This window comes from Paraburkholderia sp. SSBN10T, assembly GCF_056619545.1.
Map to the genome: position 1 here is coordinate 116080 of NZ_JBWQQI010000005.1, position 17348 is coordinate 133427.

17 protein-coding genes are annotated in these 17348 nt (G+C 61.6%); 8 read left to right on the forward strand and 9 right to left on the reverse strand.

Annotation, left to right across the window (positions count from 1 at the left end; all coding sequences use genetic code 11):
• Positions 1 to 189: 189 nt before the first annotated feature.
• A complete protein-coding gene (locus tag AC1ECK_RS09640) occupies positions 190 to 753 on the forward strand; it encodes a hypothetical protein (RefSeq protein ID WP_480318806.1) in 564 nt (187 codons plus the stop codon).
• A gap of 28 nt (positions 754 to 781) precedes the next feature.
• Positions 782 to 1903: a porin gene (locus tag AC1ECK_RS09645; protein WP_480318302.1), complete on the forward strand. Its 1122-nt coding sequence runs from the start codon at positions 782 to 784 to the stop codon at positions 1901 to 1903.
• A gap of 93 nt (positions 1904 to 1996) precedes the next feature.
• Here AC1ECK_RS09645 and AC1ECK_RS09650 read toward each other — a convergent pair whose 3' ends face one another.
• Complete coding sequence (locus tag AC1ECK_RS09650) at positions 1997 to 2434, reverse strand: universal stress protein (RefSeq protein WP_480318304.1); 438 nt, start codon at positions 2432 to 2434, stop codon at positions 1997 to 1999.
• A 103-nt stretch (positions 2435 to 2537) separates the two neighbouring features.
• Positions 2538 to 3278 carry a BON domain-containing protein gene (locus AC1ECK_RS09655; protein WP_480318306.1) on the reverse strand — a complete coding sequence of 247 codons (741 nt, stop codon included), beginning with the start codon at positions 3276 to 3278 and terminating at the stop codon, positions 2538 to 2540.
• 206 nt (positions 3279 to 3484) lie between these two features.
• On the opposite strand from AC1ECK_RS09655, the gene AC1ECK_RS09660 reads away from it, so the two are divergent.
• Positions 3485 to 4330, forward strand: a complete 846-nt coding sequence (locus tag AC1ECK_RS09660; RefSeq protein ID WP_480318308.1) for an urea carboxylase-associated family protein — start codon at positions 3485 to 3487, stop codon at positions 4328 to 4330.
• 78 nt (positions 4331 to 4408) lie between these two features.
• Here AC1ECK_RS09660 and AC1ECK_RS09665 read toward each other — a convergent pair whose 3' ends face one another.
• Both AC1ECK_RS09665 and AC1ECK_RS09670 read right to left on the reverse strand, forming a co-directional pair.
• The gene (locus AC1ECK_RS09665) at positions 4409 to 5185 is read right to left on the reverse strand and encodes a maleate cis-trans isomerase family protein (protein ID WP_480318310.1); all 777 of its coding nucleotides are present in this window, start codon (positions 5183 to 5185) and stop codon (positions 4409 to 4411) included.
• Positions 5182 to 6426, reverse strand: a complete 1245-nt coding sequence (locus AC1ECK_RS09670; protein ID WP_480318312.1) for a D-amino acid dehydrogenase — start codon at positions 6424 to 6426, stop codon at positions 5182 to 5184. Before AC1ECK_RS09670 ends, AC1ECK_RS09665 begins: the two co-directional genes overlap by 4 nt.
• Positions 6427 to 6792: 366 nt before the next feature.
• Here AC1ECK_RS09670 and AC1ECK_RS09675 point away from each other — a divergent pair, with 366 nt between their 5' ends.
• Genes AC1ECK_RS09675 through AC1ECK_RS09690 form a run of 4 tightly spaced genes read left to right on the forward strand, consistent with a single transcriptional unit; the run spans position 6793 to position 11459 of the window.
• Entirely contained in the window at positions 6793 to 7986 is a 1194-nt protein-coding gene (locus AC1ECK_RS09675; protein ID WP_480318314.1) for a branched-chain amino acid ABC transporter substrate-binding protein, read from the forward strand.
• Positions 7987 to 8019: 33 nt separating this feature from the next.
• A complete protein-coding gene (locus tag AC1ECK_RS09680) occupies positions 8020 to 8919 on the forward strand; it encodes a branched-chain amino acid ABC transporter permease (protein ID WP_480318316.1) in 900 nt (299 codons plus the stop codon).
• Positions 8920 to 8922: 3 nt separating this feature from the next.
• On the forward strand, positions 8923 to 10740 hold the full coding sequence (locus AC1ECK_RS09685) for a branched-chain amino acid ABC transporter ATP-binding protein/permease (RefSeq protein WP_480318318.1): 1818 nt from the start codon (positions 8923 to 8925) through the stop codon (positions 10738 to 10740).
• Positions 10728 to 11459, forward strand: coding sequence for an ABC transporter ATP-binding protein (locus tag AC1ECK_RS09690; RefSeq protein WP_480318320.1), 732 nt, complete (start codon positions 10728 to 10730; stop codon positions 11457 to 11459). Before AC1ECK_RS09685 ends, AC1ECK_RS09690 begins: the two co-directional genes overlap by 13 nt.
• Before the next feature lie 17 nt (positions 11460 to 11476).
• Here the strand turns inward: AC1ECK_RS09690 and AC1ECK_RS09695 are convergent, their stop codons facing one another.
• The 4 genes from AC1ECK_RS09695 to AC1ECK_RS09710 all read right to left on the reverse strand — a co-directional run bounded on the left by AC1ECK_RS09695 (position 11477) and on the right by AC1ECK_RS09710 (position 16455).
• A complete protein-coding gene (locus tag AC1ECK_RS09695; protein WP_480318322.1) occupies positions 11477 to 12388 on the reverse strand; it encodes an ATP adenylyltransferase family protein in 912 nt (303 codons plus the stop codon).
• Between the two features lie 108 nt (positions 12389 to 12496).
• On the reverse strand, positions 12497 to 12982 hold the full coding sequence (locus AC1ECK_RS09700; RefSeq protein ID WP_480318324.1) for an adenosine-specific kinase: 486 nt from the start codon (positions 12980 to 12982) through the stop codon (positions 12497 to 12499).
• A gap of 173 nt (positions 12983 to 13155) precedes the next feature.
• Positions 13156 to 15225 carry an acyltransferase family protein gene (locus AC1ECK_RS09705; RefSeq protein ID WP_480318326.1) on the reverse strand — a complete coding sequence of 690 codons (2070 nt, stop codon included), beginning with the start codon at positions 15223 to 15225 and terminating at the stop codon, positions 13156 to 13158.
• 360 nt (positions 15226 to 15585) lie between these two features.
• Positions 15586 to 16455, reverse strand: coding sequence for a GNAT family N-acetyltransferase (locus AC1ECK_RS09710; RefSeq protein WP_480318328.1), 870 nt, complete (start codon positions 16453 to 16455; stop codon positions 15586 to 15588).
• A gap of 117 nt (positions 16456 to 16572) precedes the next feature.
• On the opposite strand from AC1ECK_RS09710, the gene AC1ECK_RS09715 reads away from it, so the two are divergent.
• Positions 16573 to 16797, forward strand: a complete 225-nt coding sequence (locus tag AC1ECK_RS09715; RefSeq protein ID WP_480318330.1) for a hypothetical protein — start codon at positions 16573 to 16575, stop codon at positions 16795 to 16797.
• A gap of 88 nt (positions 16798 to 16885) precedes the next feature.
• Here AC1ECK_RS09715 and AC1ECK_RS09720 read toward each other — a convergent pair whose 3' ends face one another.
• Entirely contained in the window at positions 16886 to 17068 is a 183-nt protein-coding gene (locus AC1ECK_RS09720; RefSeq protein ID WP_480318332.1) for a hypothetical protein, read from the reverse strand.
• Positions 17069 to 17348: the final 280 nt, after the last annotated feature.

A 17348-nucleotide genomic window follows, 5' to 3' on the forward strand; every position in this document is an offset into this window, starting at 1 on the left:
TCCCGGCTGGTTAACCCCAACTTTCGACACGCTCCTCGTTTTTTATATCTTGGCGTCCCAACAGACCACCTCGCGTGGTCGCTCAGCGATAACAACATATCCAATGAAGACGTCCGGCACGCGAAGTGGTTTGAACCGCTCGCGGCATCGGGTTCGCTATGTGCGTTTCTTGAGGAGAGGAGAGTAAACATGGGTGGCAACTTCAGCATCAGCGGTCGTGACGTCGATAAGGGCTCGACGTCGAGTGCGTCAGACAAGCCGTATCCAGGCGCAATCCTTCGTGCCGGCGCGATCGGTGGCCTGACCGGCGCAGTGTGCATCTGGATTTACGAAGCCCTGATCTGGGTTGGGGCACAGCACCTGATGCCTCTGGCGGGCATTCCACGCAATGCCACCGGCCTGGTTTTCGGCAAGGCTTTTCAGGAAGCGATCGGCATCTGGGCTTATTTGCTGGGGACAGCGATTCACTTTTTCTTCGCGATTGGCTGGGGCATCCTGTTTGCGTTGATCTGGCCATATTTCCGTCGACGCGGCTATGAGGCGACTTTCGTTGCGTTGTTTTACGCCATCCTCGCCTGGATCGTGATGCACGTGGCGATCATGATCACCTCGGACAATCACCCAAACTATTACGATCCAAACGTCATCATTGGCGGCTTCATGTCGCACTTCTGCTTCACCGTACCGCTCGCTCTGACCGTGAAGAGACTGCTGGCGCCGCAGCCGGGGAGCAGTCCGGCGAATCCCGTCTGACGCGCCAAAACAAGAGGAGACGAGAAAAATGAATCCACATAAAATAGCACTGCTTACTATATTGACGCTTGGAGCGATATCCGCCGAACAGGTGCAAGCTCAATCATCAGTCACTTTATACGGGGTCCTCGACGAGTTTGTGGGCTACCAGTCGACCAAGGTGGGTGGAAAAAACACGTCTTTGACCACCCTCGGGAACAATGGTGAACTCACCAGCCGTTGGGGGATACGCGGGACCGAGGATCTTGGCGGCGGATACCGCGCCACGTTCGACCTCGAGAACGGTTTCGATCCGGGCACCGGCAACGTACAGAATTCCTACCGGTTCTTCGACAGGCAAGCATGGGTAGGTATCTCGGCGCCGTACGGTGAAGTGCGGTTCGGCCGCCAAAACACGCCCATGTTCGCCTGGAGCGGCAATCTGGACGCGTTCAGTGCCGCAACGTATGGCTCCGGGTATAACAATTTTGCCAACTGGCAAGCCCGGGTCGATAACGACATTGCCTATATCTCGCCGAAGATTTCGGGCACCCAGATCGAGCTTCACTATTCGGTGGGAGGGCAAGTGGGGACACTGGCAGGAAATGCCGTGTACCAGGTCGGCGTCCAGTCGAACCTTGGCCCGGTGTATCTTGCACTGGCCTATCTGAACGCAGCCAACGCCACGAACACCGTTCGTGTTCAGGAAATCATGGCAGGTGGAAACGTCGACTATGGGTGGGGGAAAGTCTATCTCGGCTTCTTCAGGGCAAATGACATCATCTCGGCCACGACCGGAAATGCCTTGTCCAACCCCGCCGGGAAATACAACCCGACCGTGGGTCCGGTCGGCAATGTCGCGGGCAACTACCACAACACCTGGTCGTTTTCCGCCGACTACCGCTTCAGTCCTTTCCTGAGCGTGGGCGCCGGGTACGCGTTCATCACCGATAGTTCTTCGCTGGACAACACGGCACGCGAGTTCAGCGGCATCGTCAACTATGATCTGTCAAAGGCGACGCGACTTTACGGTGTCGTGTCGAGGCTGAACAACTCCAACACGGCGCAGTTCAAGATGACCGGCGCCAGCATCACCACCGGATCGTTCCTGACACCGGGCGCGGGTCAAAGCGAAACCGGCGTGCAGATCGGCATTCGTCACCTGTTCTGAAGATCCGCTTGCGCACCCGGGTTGGACGTCCGCAGACATCCAACCTGGGCTGCGAGTGAATCACGCTGTGCCGTGTTCACCGGTTTGCACCGGCTAGCGGACCACGAGAACCGGAATCCGGCTATGCGTCAGGACCTTCTGCGTCTCGCTGCCGAGCAACAGGCCGCGCATGCCGCGCCGCCCGTGCGACGCCATGACGATGAGATCGCAGCCTCGTTCTCCGGCAACGTTGATGATCGCCTCATACGGGTGGGCGTGGCTCGTCGCCACCGTCGCGCATTCGACGCCCGCTTGCGCAGCCGCCTTGGTGAAAACCGCGAGGTAGTCATCGGCGCGCTGTCGGGCGGACTGAATGACCCGATCCTCTTCGTCGGCGATCATTTCCGTGCCGTACGCGAGAACGTGAAACTCCGGGATGACATGGAGCCCCGTGACTCTGGCGCCACTTTCCTTGGCGAACGCGACTGCCATCTGAATGGCGGCTTCCGAGAGGACCGAGCCGTCGGTCGACACGAGCAAGTGCTTGAACATACGTTTCTCCCCGCGGCCAGGCGTGTACACGTTGACATCCTGTTCGGGGCCTGCCGCTCAGGCCATGTCAGCCTGCAATGAGCATGAAATTCAACGGACTCTATCAGGCCCGCACATCGATGCGGTTGACGACCTGGTCGATCGCATCGAGGTACCAGGCGTCCTGTTCCGCCTGCCTGCGCTCAGCCTCGCTCGACACCCAACCTTCGAGCGTCACCCTGTGGTCCTGCGACTTGATCACGATCTGCTCGGCACGCACACAGGGATCGGTTTCCAGCACCAGGTGCAGGGCTTCGGCGATTTCGTCGTCGCTGTCTGCCTCGGCGGGAGACACATCCAGCAGGTTCACCACTTCGCGGCAAGCGCCGGCCCACCAGGCAAGCACGCCGGCCAGACGCTTGTGCGACAGGCTGATCACTTGTCCCGTCAGCGTCACCACGCCGTCCTGAACGGTGACCTCGACGGCGCCGCTGCCATCGCCATTGCCGGCCTCGTCCATGGCGCCGCGCAGCAGTTCCACCTGCCCCTTGACGCATGCGCAGATGACGCAGTTGCGAAAGTCCACGGCCTGTAAAAGCCGCTCGCAGACCCGGTCCCGCAGCGCGCCATCGCCGACCGGCGGCTCGACTCTCACGCGCAGACGGTCCACCAGCTCCGCCGCGCCGTTGAAAGCGTGTGCGAGGCGGACGATGCGTTTCTTGGACGCGATATCCGGCACCTCGCCCGCCACGGTCAGGGCGCCGCCGCTGAAACTCATATGGATGGGATGATTGTGCAGATTCAGGTGCGATTCGTGCTCGAAAGCCGCCAGCACCTGCTTCAAGACCGCGTCTCCGCCTTGCATGATCCGCCTCCCGCAAGAAATCTGATGGAGCAGTTCATCCGATGGACCGCCTCGCGAAGCTGGCGCCGCTGTGAATCGGCCAGCTCCGCTCAGTCAATTATAGGCACTGGGCCGCAGGCGTCCTGCCAGGATCGCAGGGATCAACAGCGAAACGGCGGCGTCCCTCTGCGCGAGCCGTCCGCCGGCCAGATAAAGGAGCCTCCGCCATGTTGAATTACCCCGCCGCCTACCAGTCCACCAAGGGTTCCGCACTCGACGTCGACAAGACGTTCTATCAGCGCATCGCAACGCAGCACGACACGCGCACGCTGGTTGAATCGATCGTCGTGCCGATCAGGTCAGGTCAAGCCTGGACGGTGCCGGCCGGCCATGTGTTCCGGATCGTCACGATCGAAGGTCCGCAGGTAGCCGACCTGAACATGTGGAACCAGCATAACCCGCGCGAGCGGATGTGGGCATCGCGGACGCGCCAGCTACAGCAGGCGCACGTCAGCACCTTCGACCGGCTCTGGTCGACGCTACCGTTCCTGCGGCCGATGGTGACGATCATCGACGACAGCCTAGCCGGCTACGGCGTCGACGAACATGGCGGCCGGGTTCACGACCTGCTCGGCACCCGTTGCGATCCCTACGTCAACCGCATGCTGACCGGCGAGGACTTTCATTTCCACTGCCACTCGAATCTGACCCGCGCGATCGCCCCATACGGACTGACCGAATACGACGTGCACGACGTGCTCAACGTGTTCCAGTGCACGGGCCTCAATCTCGAAGACAAATACTTCATGAAGGCATGCCCGGCAAAGAAGGGCGACTACCTCGAATTTTTCGCGGAAATCGACCTGCTGTGCGCGCTGTCGACCTGTCCGGGCGGCGATCTCTCGTTGCCTATGTGGGGACCGGATGCGCGCGATCCACTGGAGGTGTGCCGGCCGCTCGGCATCGAAATCTACCGGCTCGCACCGCAGATGCTGGACGGCTGGACGCCGCCTGCGGTCGCTGCATATAAAGGGCAGCATGGGATGACGCTGCAGCAGCCGGAATGGAAATGAGATTGGGGGTGGCATAGCGTGGGCAGCGCCAGCACTATTACGGCTTCAGGAATCCCAGCGTCGCAAGGTATTTTCCGGTTACAGCGCAAATAGCCGCCCACGCCCCGGCTCGCGGTCTTCCACACCCGCCAGCCGCAACACGTGCCAAGCCATCGCGAAGTTGCTCGATATCACCGGCTTGCCGATTGCCGCTTCAAGCTCTGCAACGAAGCCGGCAATACGCAAGCTGGTGCACGAGACGAAAACCGCTTCCACGTCGGGGTTCTGTCCAAGTCGCTCGACCGCAGCTTGTAAGGATACCTTGTCGATCCGCGCGACCTCGTTGTCGTTGGCATGCTCGAACGACGCCATGCGCGTAATATGCACGCCGCGTGCCTCGATATAGCCGCGCATGTAGTCGTTGATCGTGCGCACGTAGGGTGTCAGCAGTGCGGCGCGTTGCACGCCGAGTGCGCGCAGTGCAGCAAGCGCAGCGGTAATCGGCGTGGTGCACGCGACGCCTGGGCGCGCCTCGCGGATGCGCGCGAAGACGTTTTCTTCTCCGATCACCATCGACGCCGACGTGCAACCGAACGCCACCACATCGATGCGCTCTCCAGGCCGGATCAGCGCCACCGCCGGCGCGATGCGCGCATCCATTTCGACGAGCCGTTCGGGCGTGATGTCCGGCGAGTTGAGTATGCGGCTCTCGTAGAACGCTACGCCATCTTGCGTCAGCAGCTTGCGCCATTCGTGTTCGATCGTGTGATCGGTGGCGAGCACCACCAGCCCGATCGCGGCGCGCCGGCAAATGCCGTCGTCCATTGCGAAATCGAGCCTGACATACGTATCGTCCTGAGAAGGAATCGTGCTCATGTCAGTGTCATCCCTGTCATGTCGAGTTCGGGCTGGCGACCGGCCATGATGTCGGCCAGCAGTTTTGCGGTTCCACACGACATGGTCCATCCCATGTGTCCGTGCCCCGTATTCAGATACAAGTTGCGGTGCCGCATGCGGCCAATCAGTGGCGTGCCCTCGGGCGTCATCGGACGCAAACCCGCCCAGTAAGCGGGACGGCCATAGTCGGCGCCGTCCGGGAACCACTCGCGGGCGGCCTGTAGCATTGGCCCGAAGTCAGCGGGTGTGTGGCGCGTGTCGTAACCGGCGAATTCGGCGGTCGCGGTAAAGCGCAGCCGTTGGCCAAAGCGCGCCCACGCCACCAGGTTGTTCTCGTCCACGCCGCCCAGCTCCGGCGGACGGTGCTCCGGCCCAACCGGAAAGGTGGCGGAATAGCCCTTTACCGGATACACCGGCAGCCGATAACCGAGCCGCCGCGCCAAAATCGGCGACCAGCAACCGAGCGCCAGAACGAACTCGTCGCCGCCCACGAGTCCGGCTGGCGTACGCACGCCGATGACCTGATCGCCGGACGCCTCGATCGCGCTGATCGCGGTATCGAACTCGAACCGCACCCCGAGGCGCTCGCACACCTCTTTCAGCGCCCGGGTGAACAGATGCGCATCGCCGCTTTCGTCGGTCGGGCAATAGATCGCGCCGGCGATCCTGTCGCGCGCCCCGGCAAACGCCGGTTCGCGCGCCACGACCTGTGCCGCATCCAGCGTTTCGAGCGGCAGTCCGTTGTCCGCGAGGATCGACATGTTCTGCGTGCCGCGCGCGAAAGACGCTTCGTCGCGATAGAGATACAACAGGCCGCGGCTGATGCGGTCGTATTCCAGATGCTCGGCAGCGCTCAGTTGCTGCAATTGACTTTGTGCATAGCGGCAAAGCCTCACCTTGCGCGTGGTGTTGCGGCGCGAGCGCTCGGCTGTGCAGTTGCGCAGGAACTGGAGACACCAGGCCCACATGTGCGGGTCGGCGTTGAGCTTGAGCCGCAGCGCCTGACCTTCGACGAACAGCGATTTGAGCAGGATTTTCGGCGTGCGCGGCGACGCCCACGTGTACGAATGACCCGGCGCGACGAGACCCGCGTTGGCAAAGCTGGTTTCGAGCGCGACGCCGGGCCGGCGGTCGATTACCGTCACCTCGCGGCCGTCTCTCGCGAGGTAATACGCCGCCGTAACGCCCGCGATGCCGCCGCCCAGCACAACCGTTTTCATGCCTGACTCCTGTCGACCGGAGTTGGCGCTTTAGCTGTCGATCAGAGTTGGCGCTTTAGCGCTTACTCTGGTCCCATGCAAAGCTGTCCGATGCAAAGCCGCCTGCCGTTCAGAAAATGCGAAGTTGCCGCCGCTTTTTGTATGGTGTTCTATACGCGCATACCCTATACCGCCCAAATGTGCGGCGGGACCTATCATGAAAAAAACACTTTTATGGTAGCGCTGCGGAGTCCGATAGTCAGGCACTCGACCTGACCGCTTACAACTTGCATGCGAGCCGCGTTTCCAAACGTTTTCTGATGTCGCCGGTTGCTCCGCGTGGCGGACCCGGTCGATTCCTTTCACAATAACTAAGGAGTCACTAACATGATTGATCAGAAGAATGGCTCGCCCGTTGCGGGTTGCGTTTTGCGGCGAACCACAATCGCGGCGTTGACCGCCTGGGCCCTGCTCGCCGGCATGGCCCCCGGTTCGGCGCTAAGCCAGACCATCAAGATCGGCGTGCCGGTGCCGCTGTCGGGCAGTTCCGCCAATGCCGGCACGGACATTCTCAATGGCGCCAAGCTTGCCGCGGCCAAAGTCAATGCGGCGGGCGGAGTACTCGGCATGCAGATCGAACTGGTGCCCGAGGACGACGCCTGCGACGCGCAGACGGCCGTGCAGGCGGCGCAGAAGCTGGTCGACGCTGGGGTCGTCGCCGTGGCCGGCGGTTACTGCTCCAGTGCGGCGCTGCCGGAATTGACGACCTTTCACCGCGCCGGCATTCCTTACGTGCTGGACGCGTCGACCAATCCCAAACTGACCGAAATGGGCTACGACAACGTCTTCCGGACGATCGGCCGTGACGACGAGCAGGGACCGTTTGCGGCCAGTTTCATGAAAAATTCGCTGCACGTGAAGCGCGCGGCGGTGATCAACGACAACACGACCTATGCCAAGGGCCTCGCCGACAATACCGTGGAGGCCCTGAAAAAGGACGGTGTCGACGTCGTCTACGACGACGCGATCACGCCCGGTCAGATGGACTACTCACCAACCCTGACCCATGTCGCCTCGCTGAAGCCGGACGTGATCTACTACACCGGCTACTTCTCCGAAGCCGGCCTGATCGTCAAGGAAGCCCGGCAACTGGGGCTGAAGATGACCTTGATGGGCGGCGACGGCACCAACGACCCGACGCTCATGAAGACGGCGGGCCCGGCGGCCGACGGCATGATCATTACGACTGCGCCGCTCGCGCAGTTCCTGAGCGGCGCGCACAGCTTCGTCGACGACTATACGAAGGCCTACGGGCAAGGGCCGGGACCGTATTCGGTCTACGAATACGATGCCGTCGGCGTGACGGCGAAAGCGATCGCGGACGCGAAGTCAGCGACGCCTGCCGCAATCACGGCCGCGCTGCACAAGATCTCGAACTACGCGGGCGCGACCGGGACGATCGGCTTTAACCCCAAGGGCGATCGCAGCGTGGCGGTGTACATCACCATCATCGTTCGCGGCGACAGTTTCGCGCCCTATCAGAGGCAGGATGCCGCCGGACACTGGATGGCGATGAAATAGACCCGCTCCCAGCCCGATTCGGCCCGCCCCGCCATGAGCACCTTCCTCCAGTTCGTTGTCGAAGGGCTGACGATCGGCTCGTTCTATGCGCTCGTCGCCCTCGGCTACACGATGGTCTACGGGATCATCCGGCTGATCAATTTCGCACACGGCGACCTGTTCATGGTGGGGGCGTTCATCGGCTGGACCGGCTTGACGGTGCTGGCCGCGGCGCACCTGCCGCTCGCTCTCGCGCTGCTGATCGCGTTGGTGGCCGCGATGACCGTCACGGGCGCGCTCGGCCTCGCAATCGAGCGAATTGCCTACCAACCGCTGTTGCGCGCGCCGCGGCTGTCCATTCTGATCACGGCACTCGGCGTTTCGCTGGCGCTGGAAAACGGCGTGTTGCTGATCTATGGGGCCGGTTTCAACACTTATCCCCACGTGCTCAGCCAGGCAGGACTCTTTTTCGACGGCGTGCAGATCACGTTTGCGGAGATCGGCATCATCGCGGCCAGCTTTGCGCTGATGCTCGGGCTATATTTCTTCGTTCACCGCACCTTCATCGGCACCGCGATGCGCGCCCTGGCAATCGATCAGGACGCGGCGCGTTTGATGGGCATCGACGTCGAGCGGCTGATCCAGCTCACTTTCTTCCTCGGATCGGCGCTGGCCGCCGTGGCAGGCGTCATGGAAGGGCTCTATTACACACAGATCAATTTCTTCATGGGCTTCGTGCTCGGCCTGCGCGCCTTCACCGCTGCGGTGCTCGGCGGCATCGGCAATATTCCGGGGGCGATGGCCGGCGGCATCCTGATCGGCCTGCTCGAATCGTTCGGCGCCGGCTATGTCTCTTCGCGGTGGACCGACGTGCTCGTGTTCGGCGTACTGATCGGCGTACTCGTGATCAAGCCGACCGGTTTGTTCGGCGAACGCGTCGTCGAGAGAATGTAGCTCATGAGCACTACGCGGGCGGCATCGCGCTGGTCTCGCCCTGCGGGCGTCGCGCTTCTGGTGGCCGCCGCGGGGCTGCCGGCTATCGCCAGCAACTATCTCGTCGATGTCGGCCTGACCATTGCCACCTATTCGATCCTGGGACTCGGGCTGAATATCGTCGTCGGTTATGCCGGCTTGCTCGATCTGGGATACGCGGCTTTCTTTGCGATTGGCGCTTACACGACCGCGCTGCTGGAAACGCTGCTGCACTTCTCGTTCTGGGAAACGCTGCCGTTTAGCCTCGCGTTTGCAGGGGTTTCGGGTATCGTCATCGGCTACCCTACCCTGCGCCTGCGCAGCGACTATCTGGCCATCGTCACGCTCGGCTTCGGCGAGATCACGCGCATCGTCGCCACCAATCTCAACATCACGGGCGGCCCCAACGGTATCTACGGCATCGCCAGTCCGAGCCTGTTCGGTTTTGAAATCAGCTCGCCGCGGGCGGTCTACGAACTGGGCATCACGTTCCTCGTGCTGGTGCTGGTGTTTGCCATCCGGCTCGGCAAGTCGCGGCTCGGGCGCGCCTGGACCAGCATCCGCGAGGACGAGGCGGCCGCGGAAGCGGTAGGCGTGCCGACCCTGCGCGTCAAGATGCTGGCGTACGTGATGGGCGCATTGATCGGCGGTCTGGCTGGCAGCCTGTTCGCCGCACGCTTCGGGACCATCGACCCGACCGGCTTCACTTATCTGCAGTCCGTGACGATCCTGATCGTCGTCGTACTCGGGGGCCGCGGCAGCATTCCGGGCGTCATACTCGGCGCGGTCATCGTCGCGGGCCTGCCTGAGATGCTGCGGTTTCTCAACCTCTGGCGCATTTTTGCTTTCGCGATCGGACTCGTCATCCTCATGCTGCTCAGGCCGCAGGGGCTGTGGCCGGCGCCGCTGCGGCGCGTGGTGCTGCCGCCTATTGATGCCAAAGGTGGTGCAGGCCCCGAAACGCCGCGGCCCCGCGAGAATATCGCCGACGCAGTTCTGCTCGAGGTGCGCAACATGCAGCGACGCTTCGGCGGCGTACTGGCGCTGGGCGGCATCAGCTTCACAGTGCGCAACGGAGAGATTCTGAGCCTGATCGGTCCTAACGGGGCCGGCAAGACAACGGTGTTCAACTGCCTCACCGGCGTGATCCGCCCGACCGGCGGCGAGGTGCTGTGGCGCGGCACCTCGCTCGCCGGCGGTGTGCCGCATCGCATCGTCCATGCCGGGATGGCGCGTACCTTCCAGGGAATTCGCCTGTTCGCCAACATGACGGCCTTCGAAAACGTGTTGATCGGCATGGATCACCGACTCCACACACCGCTCGTCACCGAACTGCTGGCATTGCCCTCCGCTCGCGCCGAGGAAGCGGATCACGCGGCGGAAGGTTTGCGCTGGCTCGGTTTTGTCGGCCTTGCGGCGCGCGCGGGCGAACGCGCCGCCGACCTGCCGTATGGCGATCAGCGCCGACTGGAGATTGCCCGTGCGCTCGCCAGCAACCCGCATCTGCTGCTGCTCGACGAACCGGCGGCGGGAATGAACCCGACCGAGAAGCATGCCTTGATGGAGTTGATCCGGCGTATCCGGGATCTCGGCGTGACCGTCCTGCTGATCGAACACGACATGATGCTGGTGATGGGTGTGTCGGACCGGATCATCGTCATGGATCACGGCATCATCATTGCCGAGGGAACGCCAGCCGAAATCCAGGCCGACCCGCGTGTCATCGACGCCTATCTGGGGACAGCCGACGCCGACGAAACAACCGACGATGCCGGCGGGGAGAAATCGCTGTGGGACTCCTAGAAATAAGCGACCTGCATGTGAGCTACGGGAACGTCGAGGTGTTGCACGGCGTCTCGCTGGAGGTCGCCGAGGGCGAGATCGTGGCGCTGCTCGGCAGCAATGGGGCCGGCAAGACCACGACACTACGCGCCATTTCGGGCCTGGTTCGCCCCCGCGCGGGAGCGATCATGATGGCCGGGCACCCGCTCACCGGCTTGCGCGCCCACCAGATCGTGGCGCTGGGGCTCGGGCATGTGCCCGAAGGCCGTCGCATGTTCGGAGCGCTGACGGTCGAGGAAAATCTGCGGCTCGGCGCTTATCTGATCCGGCGCGACGGCGCGGTGCTGGAACAGCGAATCACGGAGGTCTACCAGACTTTCCCGCGCCTCGGCGAGCGACGCAGCCAGTTGGCGGGAACACTAAGCGGCGGCGAACAGCAGATGCTGGCGATCGCACGCGCCCTGATGTTGCGGCCACGCCTCGTCGTGCTCGATGAACCGTCCATGGGACTGGCGCCGAAGCTGGTGCGCGTGATCTTCGGCATGATTTCCGATATCTGCAAGCAAGGCACCTCGATCCTCCTTGTCGAGCAGAACGCGCGCCAGGCGCTGCGCATTGCGCATCGCGCCTACGTGCTGGAAAGCGGCCGCATCGCGCTCGCCGGCGCGGCGCACGAACTGGCGCAGGATAATCGGGTCCGCGCAGCGTATCTGGGCGGCAGTGCGCTTGCCCCGGAGTGATACCCCTGCGTAATCTTTTAGACGGCCGGAACTGCGGCGCGCTGCAACACCGTCATCGGGCCGAGCGTCTTGATGACCTGCATCTGCGCAGCGTTGCGCACGAAGAGCGATCCCGCAAACCCTAACGCGTTCACCGAAACGCCCTCGACACACTCGACGGATCTCGGCACAAGCAGCATCCAGCGACGCGCGACAAGCAGGTTATAGGGCGCCGACTGGAGCGGCTCGCCGTTCGTCTCGATCGCCCGCAGGCCGACCGCTTCAAGCAACGCACAGTAGCAATCGAATGCTGCCTGCGCTGCAGGTTGCGAGGCGGCAGATCCCAGTTCGAGAGGGGCGAATGCATGCCGAAAGTCCAGCGCAGGTATCGTACCGACCTGACCTTCCATGCGCGCGTGAGCAAGAACGGATTCAATCGGCAGACGCGCCTTCGAGCCTTCAAGCGGTAGCGGCACCATCTGCAGATGCTTGTGTGGTTGGCTCGCTCCGGCCGCTGCGCCCCCGTTGTAGAAAGCAACACCATCGAACTCGGCCATGCAGGCGGCCAACGCTGCGAAGTCAGCCAGTTCGAGCAGCGCTTCCTGACGTTTGAAACTACGGGTGACGATCAGGAGATGATGGTCGATGACATTGAACTTGTTGAGCAAGGCGACATGTGTGTCCGAGAGATCGGCAACAAAGAGGTCTGGGTCATAAGGAAGGAAAGGATTGACCGCACTGCGTTCCGCCACTTTGGTCTTGCTCGTCTGGCGGGTTGCTTCCTTGCGAGCAAGGCTCGAGACCTGGCGGACGACGAAGCGCATGCCTGCGTCTTCGATTAGCTCCTCGGTGGTATCGATTGGCTGCAGCGCACCACAACGCAGCGCATGCTCCGTTTGACGCAGGATAGCCGGCCACAGGGTGCCGGGTTTAAGGAGTAGGCGTTCCATGGTTCGCCAGAATCATCACGTGAAGACGAACAACGCGACCCGTCGCGCACGCGGGGGCTGGCGAGATCAGGCTCCGGCGGACGAGCCCCGCGGTGAAAGCCTCAGCGCCTACGCTTTGTAGCCAATCGCACGTAACAGATCCTTGCGCCATTGAACGTCCTCTTCGTTTTCCACTCCGAGCGGCCCAGCGCCGTCGACGACACCCAGGATAGCGCGCCCCTGATCCGTTTCGGCGAGCAGAACCTGGGTGGGATTCGCGGTGGCACAGAATATCCGGCACACCTCCGGCACGGCCTTGATCGTGTTCAGAACATTGACTGGGTAAAAGCCATCTCCCAGAAAAATCACGAAGCTGTGTCCCGCACCGATGGCCATGGCGTTCTGGCACGCCAACTCGATCAGGCCGGCATCGGTACCGGAGCGGCGTACTAGACGCTTGCCCGATGCTTCACAGAAGGCCAGACCAAACTTGATACCGGGCACCGTGCCCACCATCGCCTCGTGCAGATCCTCGACCGACTTGATGAAGTGAGATTGCCCGAGGACGAAGTTGGTCGCTTCGGGTTTGGCGATTGTTACCGTGAGGAATTCCATGTTGGGCCTCGCTGTGTTGCGGGAAACACACTGGGAGACGGAAGGTCGGCGGCGGGCGGCGTCAGTTTGGCATGCGGGTGCGCGAGACGGCGGCTGCGTTGACTATCTTCATAGCCTAGTATGAATCGGGCATCAGTGGAAGCGAGAGCGGATGCTGAAGCTCCCCGCCTTACTCACTTCCCTACCCTACCACGCAACACAGCATCCAGCTCACCGGGATGGCGTGCCATATACTTCGGAAACAGCAGCGAACTACCAGCAGCGCTCAGATGATGATAGTCGTCGTAACGATAGATCGGTAGCCCGTCGAAGTTGAGCGAGCACACCGTCGCCGTACAGGGCACGTCATAGGTATGCATGATTTCGACCTGTGGATACAGAACCTTCAATCGCTCCAACATCGCACCAATCGGCGCGTGTTGCGCGCGTGCAATGCTCGCGTCGAACTGGCAGGCACGACGATGCACCGGGAATAGCAGATCGTTCTTGAAGTTGCAGTTAATCAACTCCATCGGAATCATTGGCACGTCGTTCATCAGCACCACGTGCTTGCCTGCGGCCGTGAGCTTCGCAATGGTGTCGTTCAAATCGCCCTCGAGTTCACCCGGGAGGAAGCCGTGACCGTTGGGCGCAGCCTGAGCACCGGTGGCGAGGTTCTGATAGTTCTGCCAGGCCGACGCCATGAAAACGGTCCGGATGTCCGGCCGCGACATGACAAAGTTCATCACGGCCTTGTCATGCGCGACGCAATGAAGATGGTCATCCAGATACGCCATGTTGCCAGGTTTCGCTGGCTCGTTTTCGATGGGAGGGCACAACGTGAAACCAACGTCGTGAATCGACATGTTTCTGGCTTTGCCCAGACGGTCAAAGAAGTAAATCAGGTGATACGCGTGGGAGTCACCCCAGAGAATCGCTTTATCTTCAGATTCGGGATTGCCCAGCGAGCAGGCCTTTTCATCCGTGACCGCCACCTGCGACCAGCATTTCTTGCCGCGCGGCATATCGAACAACGAGTCGCCCGACCAACGAACGTCATCGCGGATCTTGGCCGGATACGCAAACAGGAAGCCGTCCGTCAATTTGCCGGTCGCTGCCAGCGCACCCGAAGCGGCCAGCGGAATGGCGAGGAAGCAGAGCAAAGCCTTGCGTGTCGGCATTGCGCTGCGTCGCGCGGCGCCCTCGACATACCAATAGGTCAGCGCTGATAGTGCAGTGGCGACCAGGATCGCCATGGCGTAGCCGGTCGTGCTCGCCAAGCCGAGCTGGCGAGCCGCGAAGTACAGCGGCCAGTGCCACAAGTACATCGGATAGGAAATGCGGCCGATGAAGACCACTGGCCCGTTCGACAGGATGCGATCGAGGCCGGTTGAACGGCGACCGGCGAAAATAATGAGCAGTGCTCCTCCGCACGGAATGATTGCACCTATGCCGGGGAATTGTGAAGTGCTGCTGAGTCCCAATACCCCCAGCAGAACAACCGAAATACCAGCAACGAACACTGCGTCGAACCAGCGCGACCGCCCCGCCGTACGCTTGAACTCGAACAGCGCAAGCAAGGTGCCGAGCAGGAATTCGAAGCCGCGATTCTGGGCGAAATAATAGGCGCCCGTTGTGCCGCGGTGCGCCTCGATCAGTGCGCAGGCGAACGACAGCACGGCTAGTACGGCGAAAGCCGGCACGAGCCAGTGCCGGGCCTTGCGATACAGCCAGACCAGTAGCAGCGGCAGCACGATGTAGAACTGCTCCTCGACCGACAGCGACCAGGTATGCAGAAGAGGTTGATCTGCCGCTGCCGGGTCGAAGTAACCCGTCTGCTTCGACAAAAAAATGTTCGACGTAATGGTGGAGACAGCGAGAATGTTCTTCGCCAGATGAAACGTGTCATCCGGGAAACAGAACAGCAGACTGAAAACGAAGGTCGCTGCTAGCATCAGGTACAACGCGGGAGCGAGACGCTTCGCGCGGCGCGCGTAGAAGCCTTTGAAGGAAAACGTGCCCGCAGCAAGATCGCCGAGAATCGAGGTTGTGACGACGAAACCTGAGATCGTGAAGAACACATCCACGCCTGTGAATCCACCCGCGAACGCCGTATAGCCTGCGTGACACAACATCACGGCGAGAACGGCAAGAGCCCGAAGGCCGTCAATGTCCGGCCGATAAGCGGGGGAGAGGTGGCGAGTCTGGTTGCGAGTGGCAGCATGGATCCAGATCCTCTGATCGAGGATTATTTTTTGTAGCATTCAGTAAGGATAATGCAGGGAGACCGGAGACCATCTGGGTACGGGGTGTCCCGGGGCTCTGGCAACGCTCTTCCTGCGTTTTCGCTGAACGGAAGAAAATAATCCGTAAGCAAAAGAGTGGGATGATACCTTGCCCGGAAGCTGCGGCCGCCAGATGTGGCTTCGTGCTATACGGATCCGGCGGCGGCGAAGTTGCTCGCGTGTTGAGCGGAGTTCGGGATCGAGCGGATGGGTTCGGATCGCTGGCGCTGCCAAGCGAGCGATTTACACACTGGCAGGCGTCGAACCACTCATCAATTCAGGATGATGGCGTGCAAGATGGCGACATCGGAAACATACTTGGCACGGCACATTTAATCACTAGCCAAGCTCAAAGGTAGTCACGCCGAAGACACCCTCGAGTTCGATCGCGGGTGTGGCCTTCGTGTACATCCGCGCCGCTTCAAAGACACGGGTCATGCTGCGCCGCTCGGCCAGCGCGACAGCGGCCGGGTTGATTTCCGGAACGTCGAGCGTGATGAGTTGCCCCGGTGGGAATCTGGCGGCCAGTGCGTCAAGCAAGTGTCCGGCAATCTGTTCGTCGTCCGCGAACAGCGGGCCCACTTTGTACCCTTCCCGGCACGCGCGCAGGACCGCGTAGCCCGTGATGCGAGCTTCGGAGACGGCCGCCAGCGCGACCGCGTCGGCTTGCCCCACCCAGTGCGCGAGGAATTGCGGGCGCCGCGCCGGGAAGAAACGCGCGTCATAGGCGAGTAGTTGGTCGAGGGGTAGCGCGGCGGCCTCCTTGAGGTCGGAGCAGGCTTCGCCTGAGATCGTGCCCTGGAAGCGGATATTCCGGTAGGCGAGCTTGAAACCCGACTTCCTGTAGTTCTCCTGTTGTGCGACCACCCCATCGAGACCGATGTTGCGATTGCCGAGGTAAGCCACCGCGTGTTGCCAGAGGCGCAAGCCAAACCCCATGCCGCGGAATTCGGGCTTGACGATGTAAAGGCCAATGAAGCCGAAAGCGTCGTCGTAGACAACTGCCGAAATGCAGCCAATCGGCTCGCCCCGCAAAACACCGATGAAGAAGCCGCCTGGGTCACCCGCTCTAAAGCAGGGTGCGTCATGCTTGCCGGGGTTCCAGCCCTCCGTTGCAGCCCAGTCGAGCGAGAGGGAAACTTCGGCCGGCGTCATGACCCGGACGGCGAACTCGTCAGGTATGGGAGGGGTTGGAATCGTCGGAATCATGGGCGCCTCTCGCAGCGGCCCGCCGCGCGTGCCCGCGGCAAAGCGTCCAACCTAGAGTACACCATCACCGTAGATATGCTATGTTTTTGTCTGAACAATGATGGACATGCATGCCGAATGGAGCGCTTCTTTATGCAGCGAGCCAGCGCCGTCGCATACCTGTTGGATCGACGCCGCCGCTCGTTAGAGCAGATTGACGCCATGCGCGATGAGGACCGCGCATCTGCACGGCGCGAAATCGATCTGCTCGACCGGCTTATCCTCGATGTACGCGCAGCGAGAGTCTGCACGTTTCAGTTCAGCCATCCTCAGGCCATCGCGATTTATATTTCGGAAGACTAATCTATTGGCTTGTGCCTGAGCAGCGGTCACGGCGCTTTTTAGGCCGTTCCCGACATTGCGATCATGCGAGATCGGATCTCCCGAGATCTTATCTGGCAACCTTGAAGAGGTTGCGAGCGATGCAGTCGTTCTCGATCAATGGTTTGCCCGCTGCAAGTGCCTGCGGCCCGTATGCGTCGATCGCCTCTTTCGGCGCCGATGAAAACCATAAGATTTGGCCATCGCACTCGATTCCAACCTGACGACCTTGCCAGTAGATTGCGTTTTCCATGGCGTGTGCCCCGTGGTGAAGACGAGATCACATTGTGCACGCCGCGCGGATCGGCAATGTTGCCGGCCGCACAATCGCAGATCGAAATTGACGGCATAGCGGTTGCGCCATCCGCTGCCCCCTCGACTCCGCGAATTTTGACTGGTAATTCTCCATTCCATCCAAATTCGACACGTCTATTACAACAGGGAATTCTGTCCGAATTCTGCGACGCCCGGCAAATTGCCCCGCCCGTCAAGGCACTCGCAATGTTAAAGTCTTACATTGCCTTGCAGCCTGC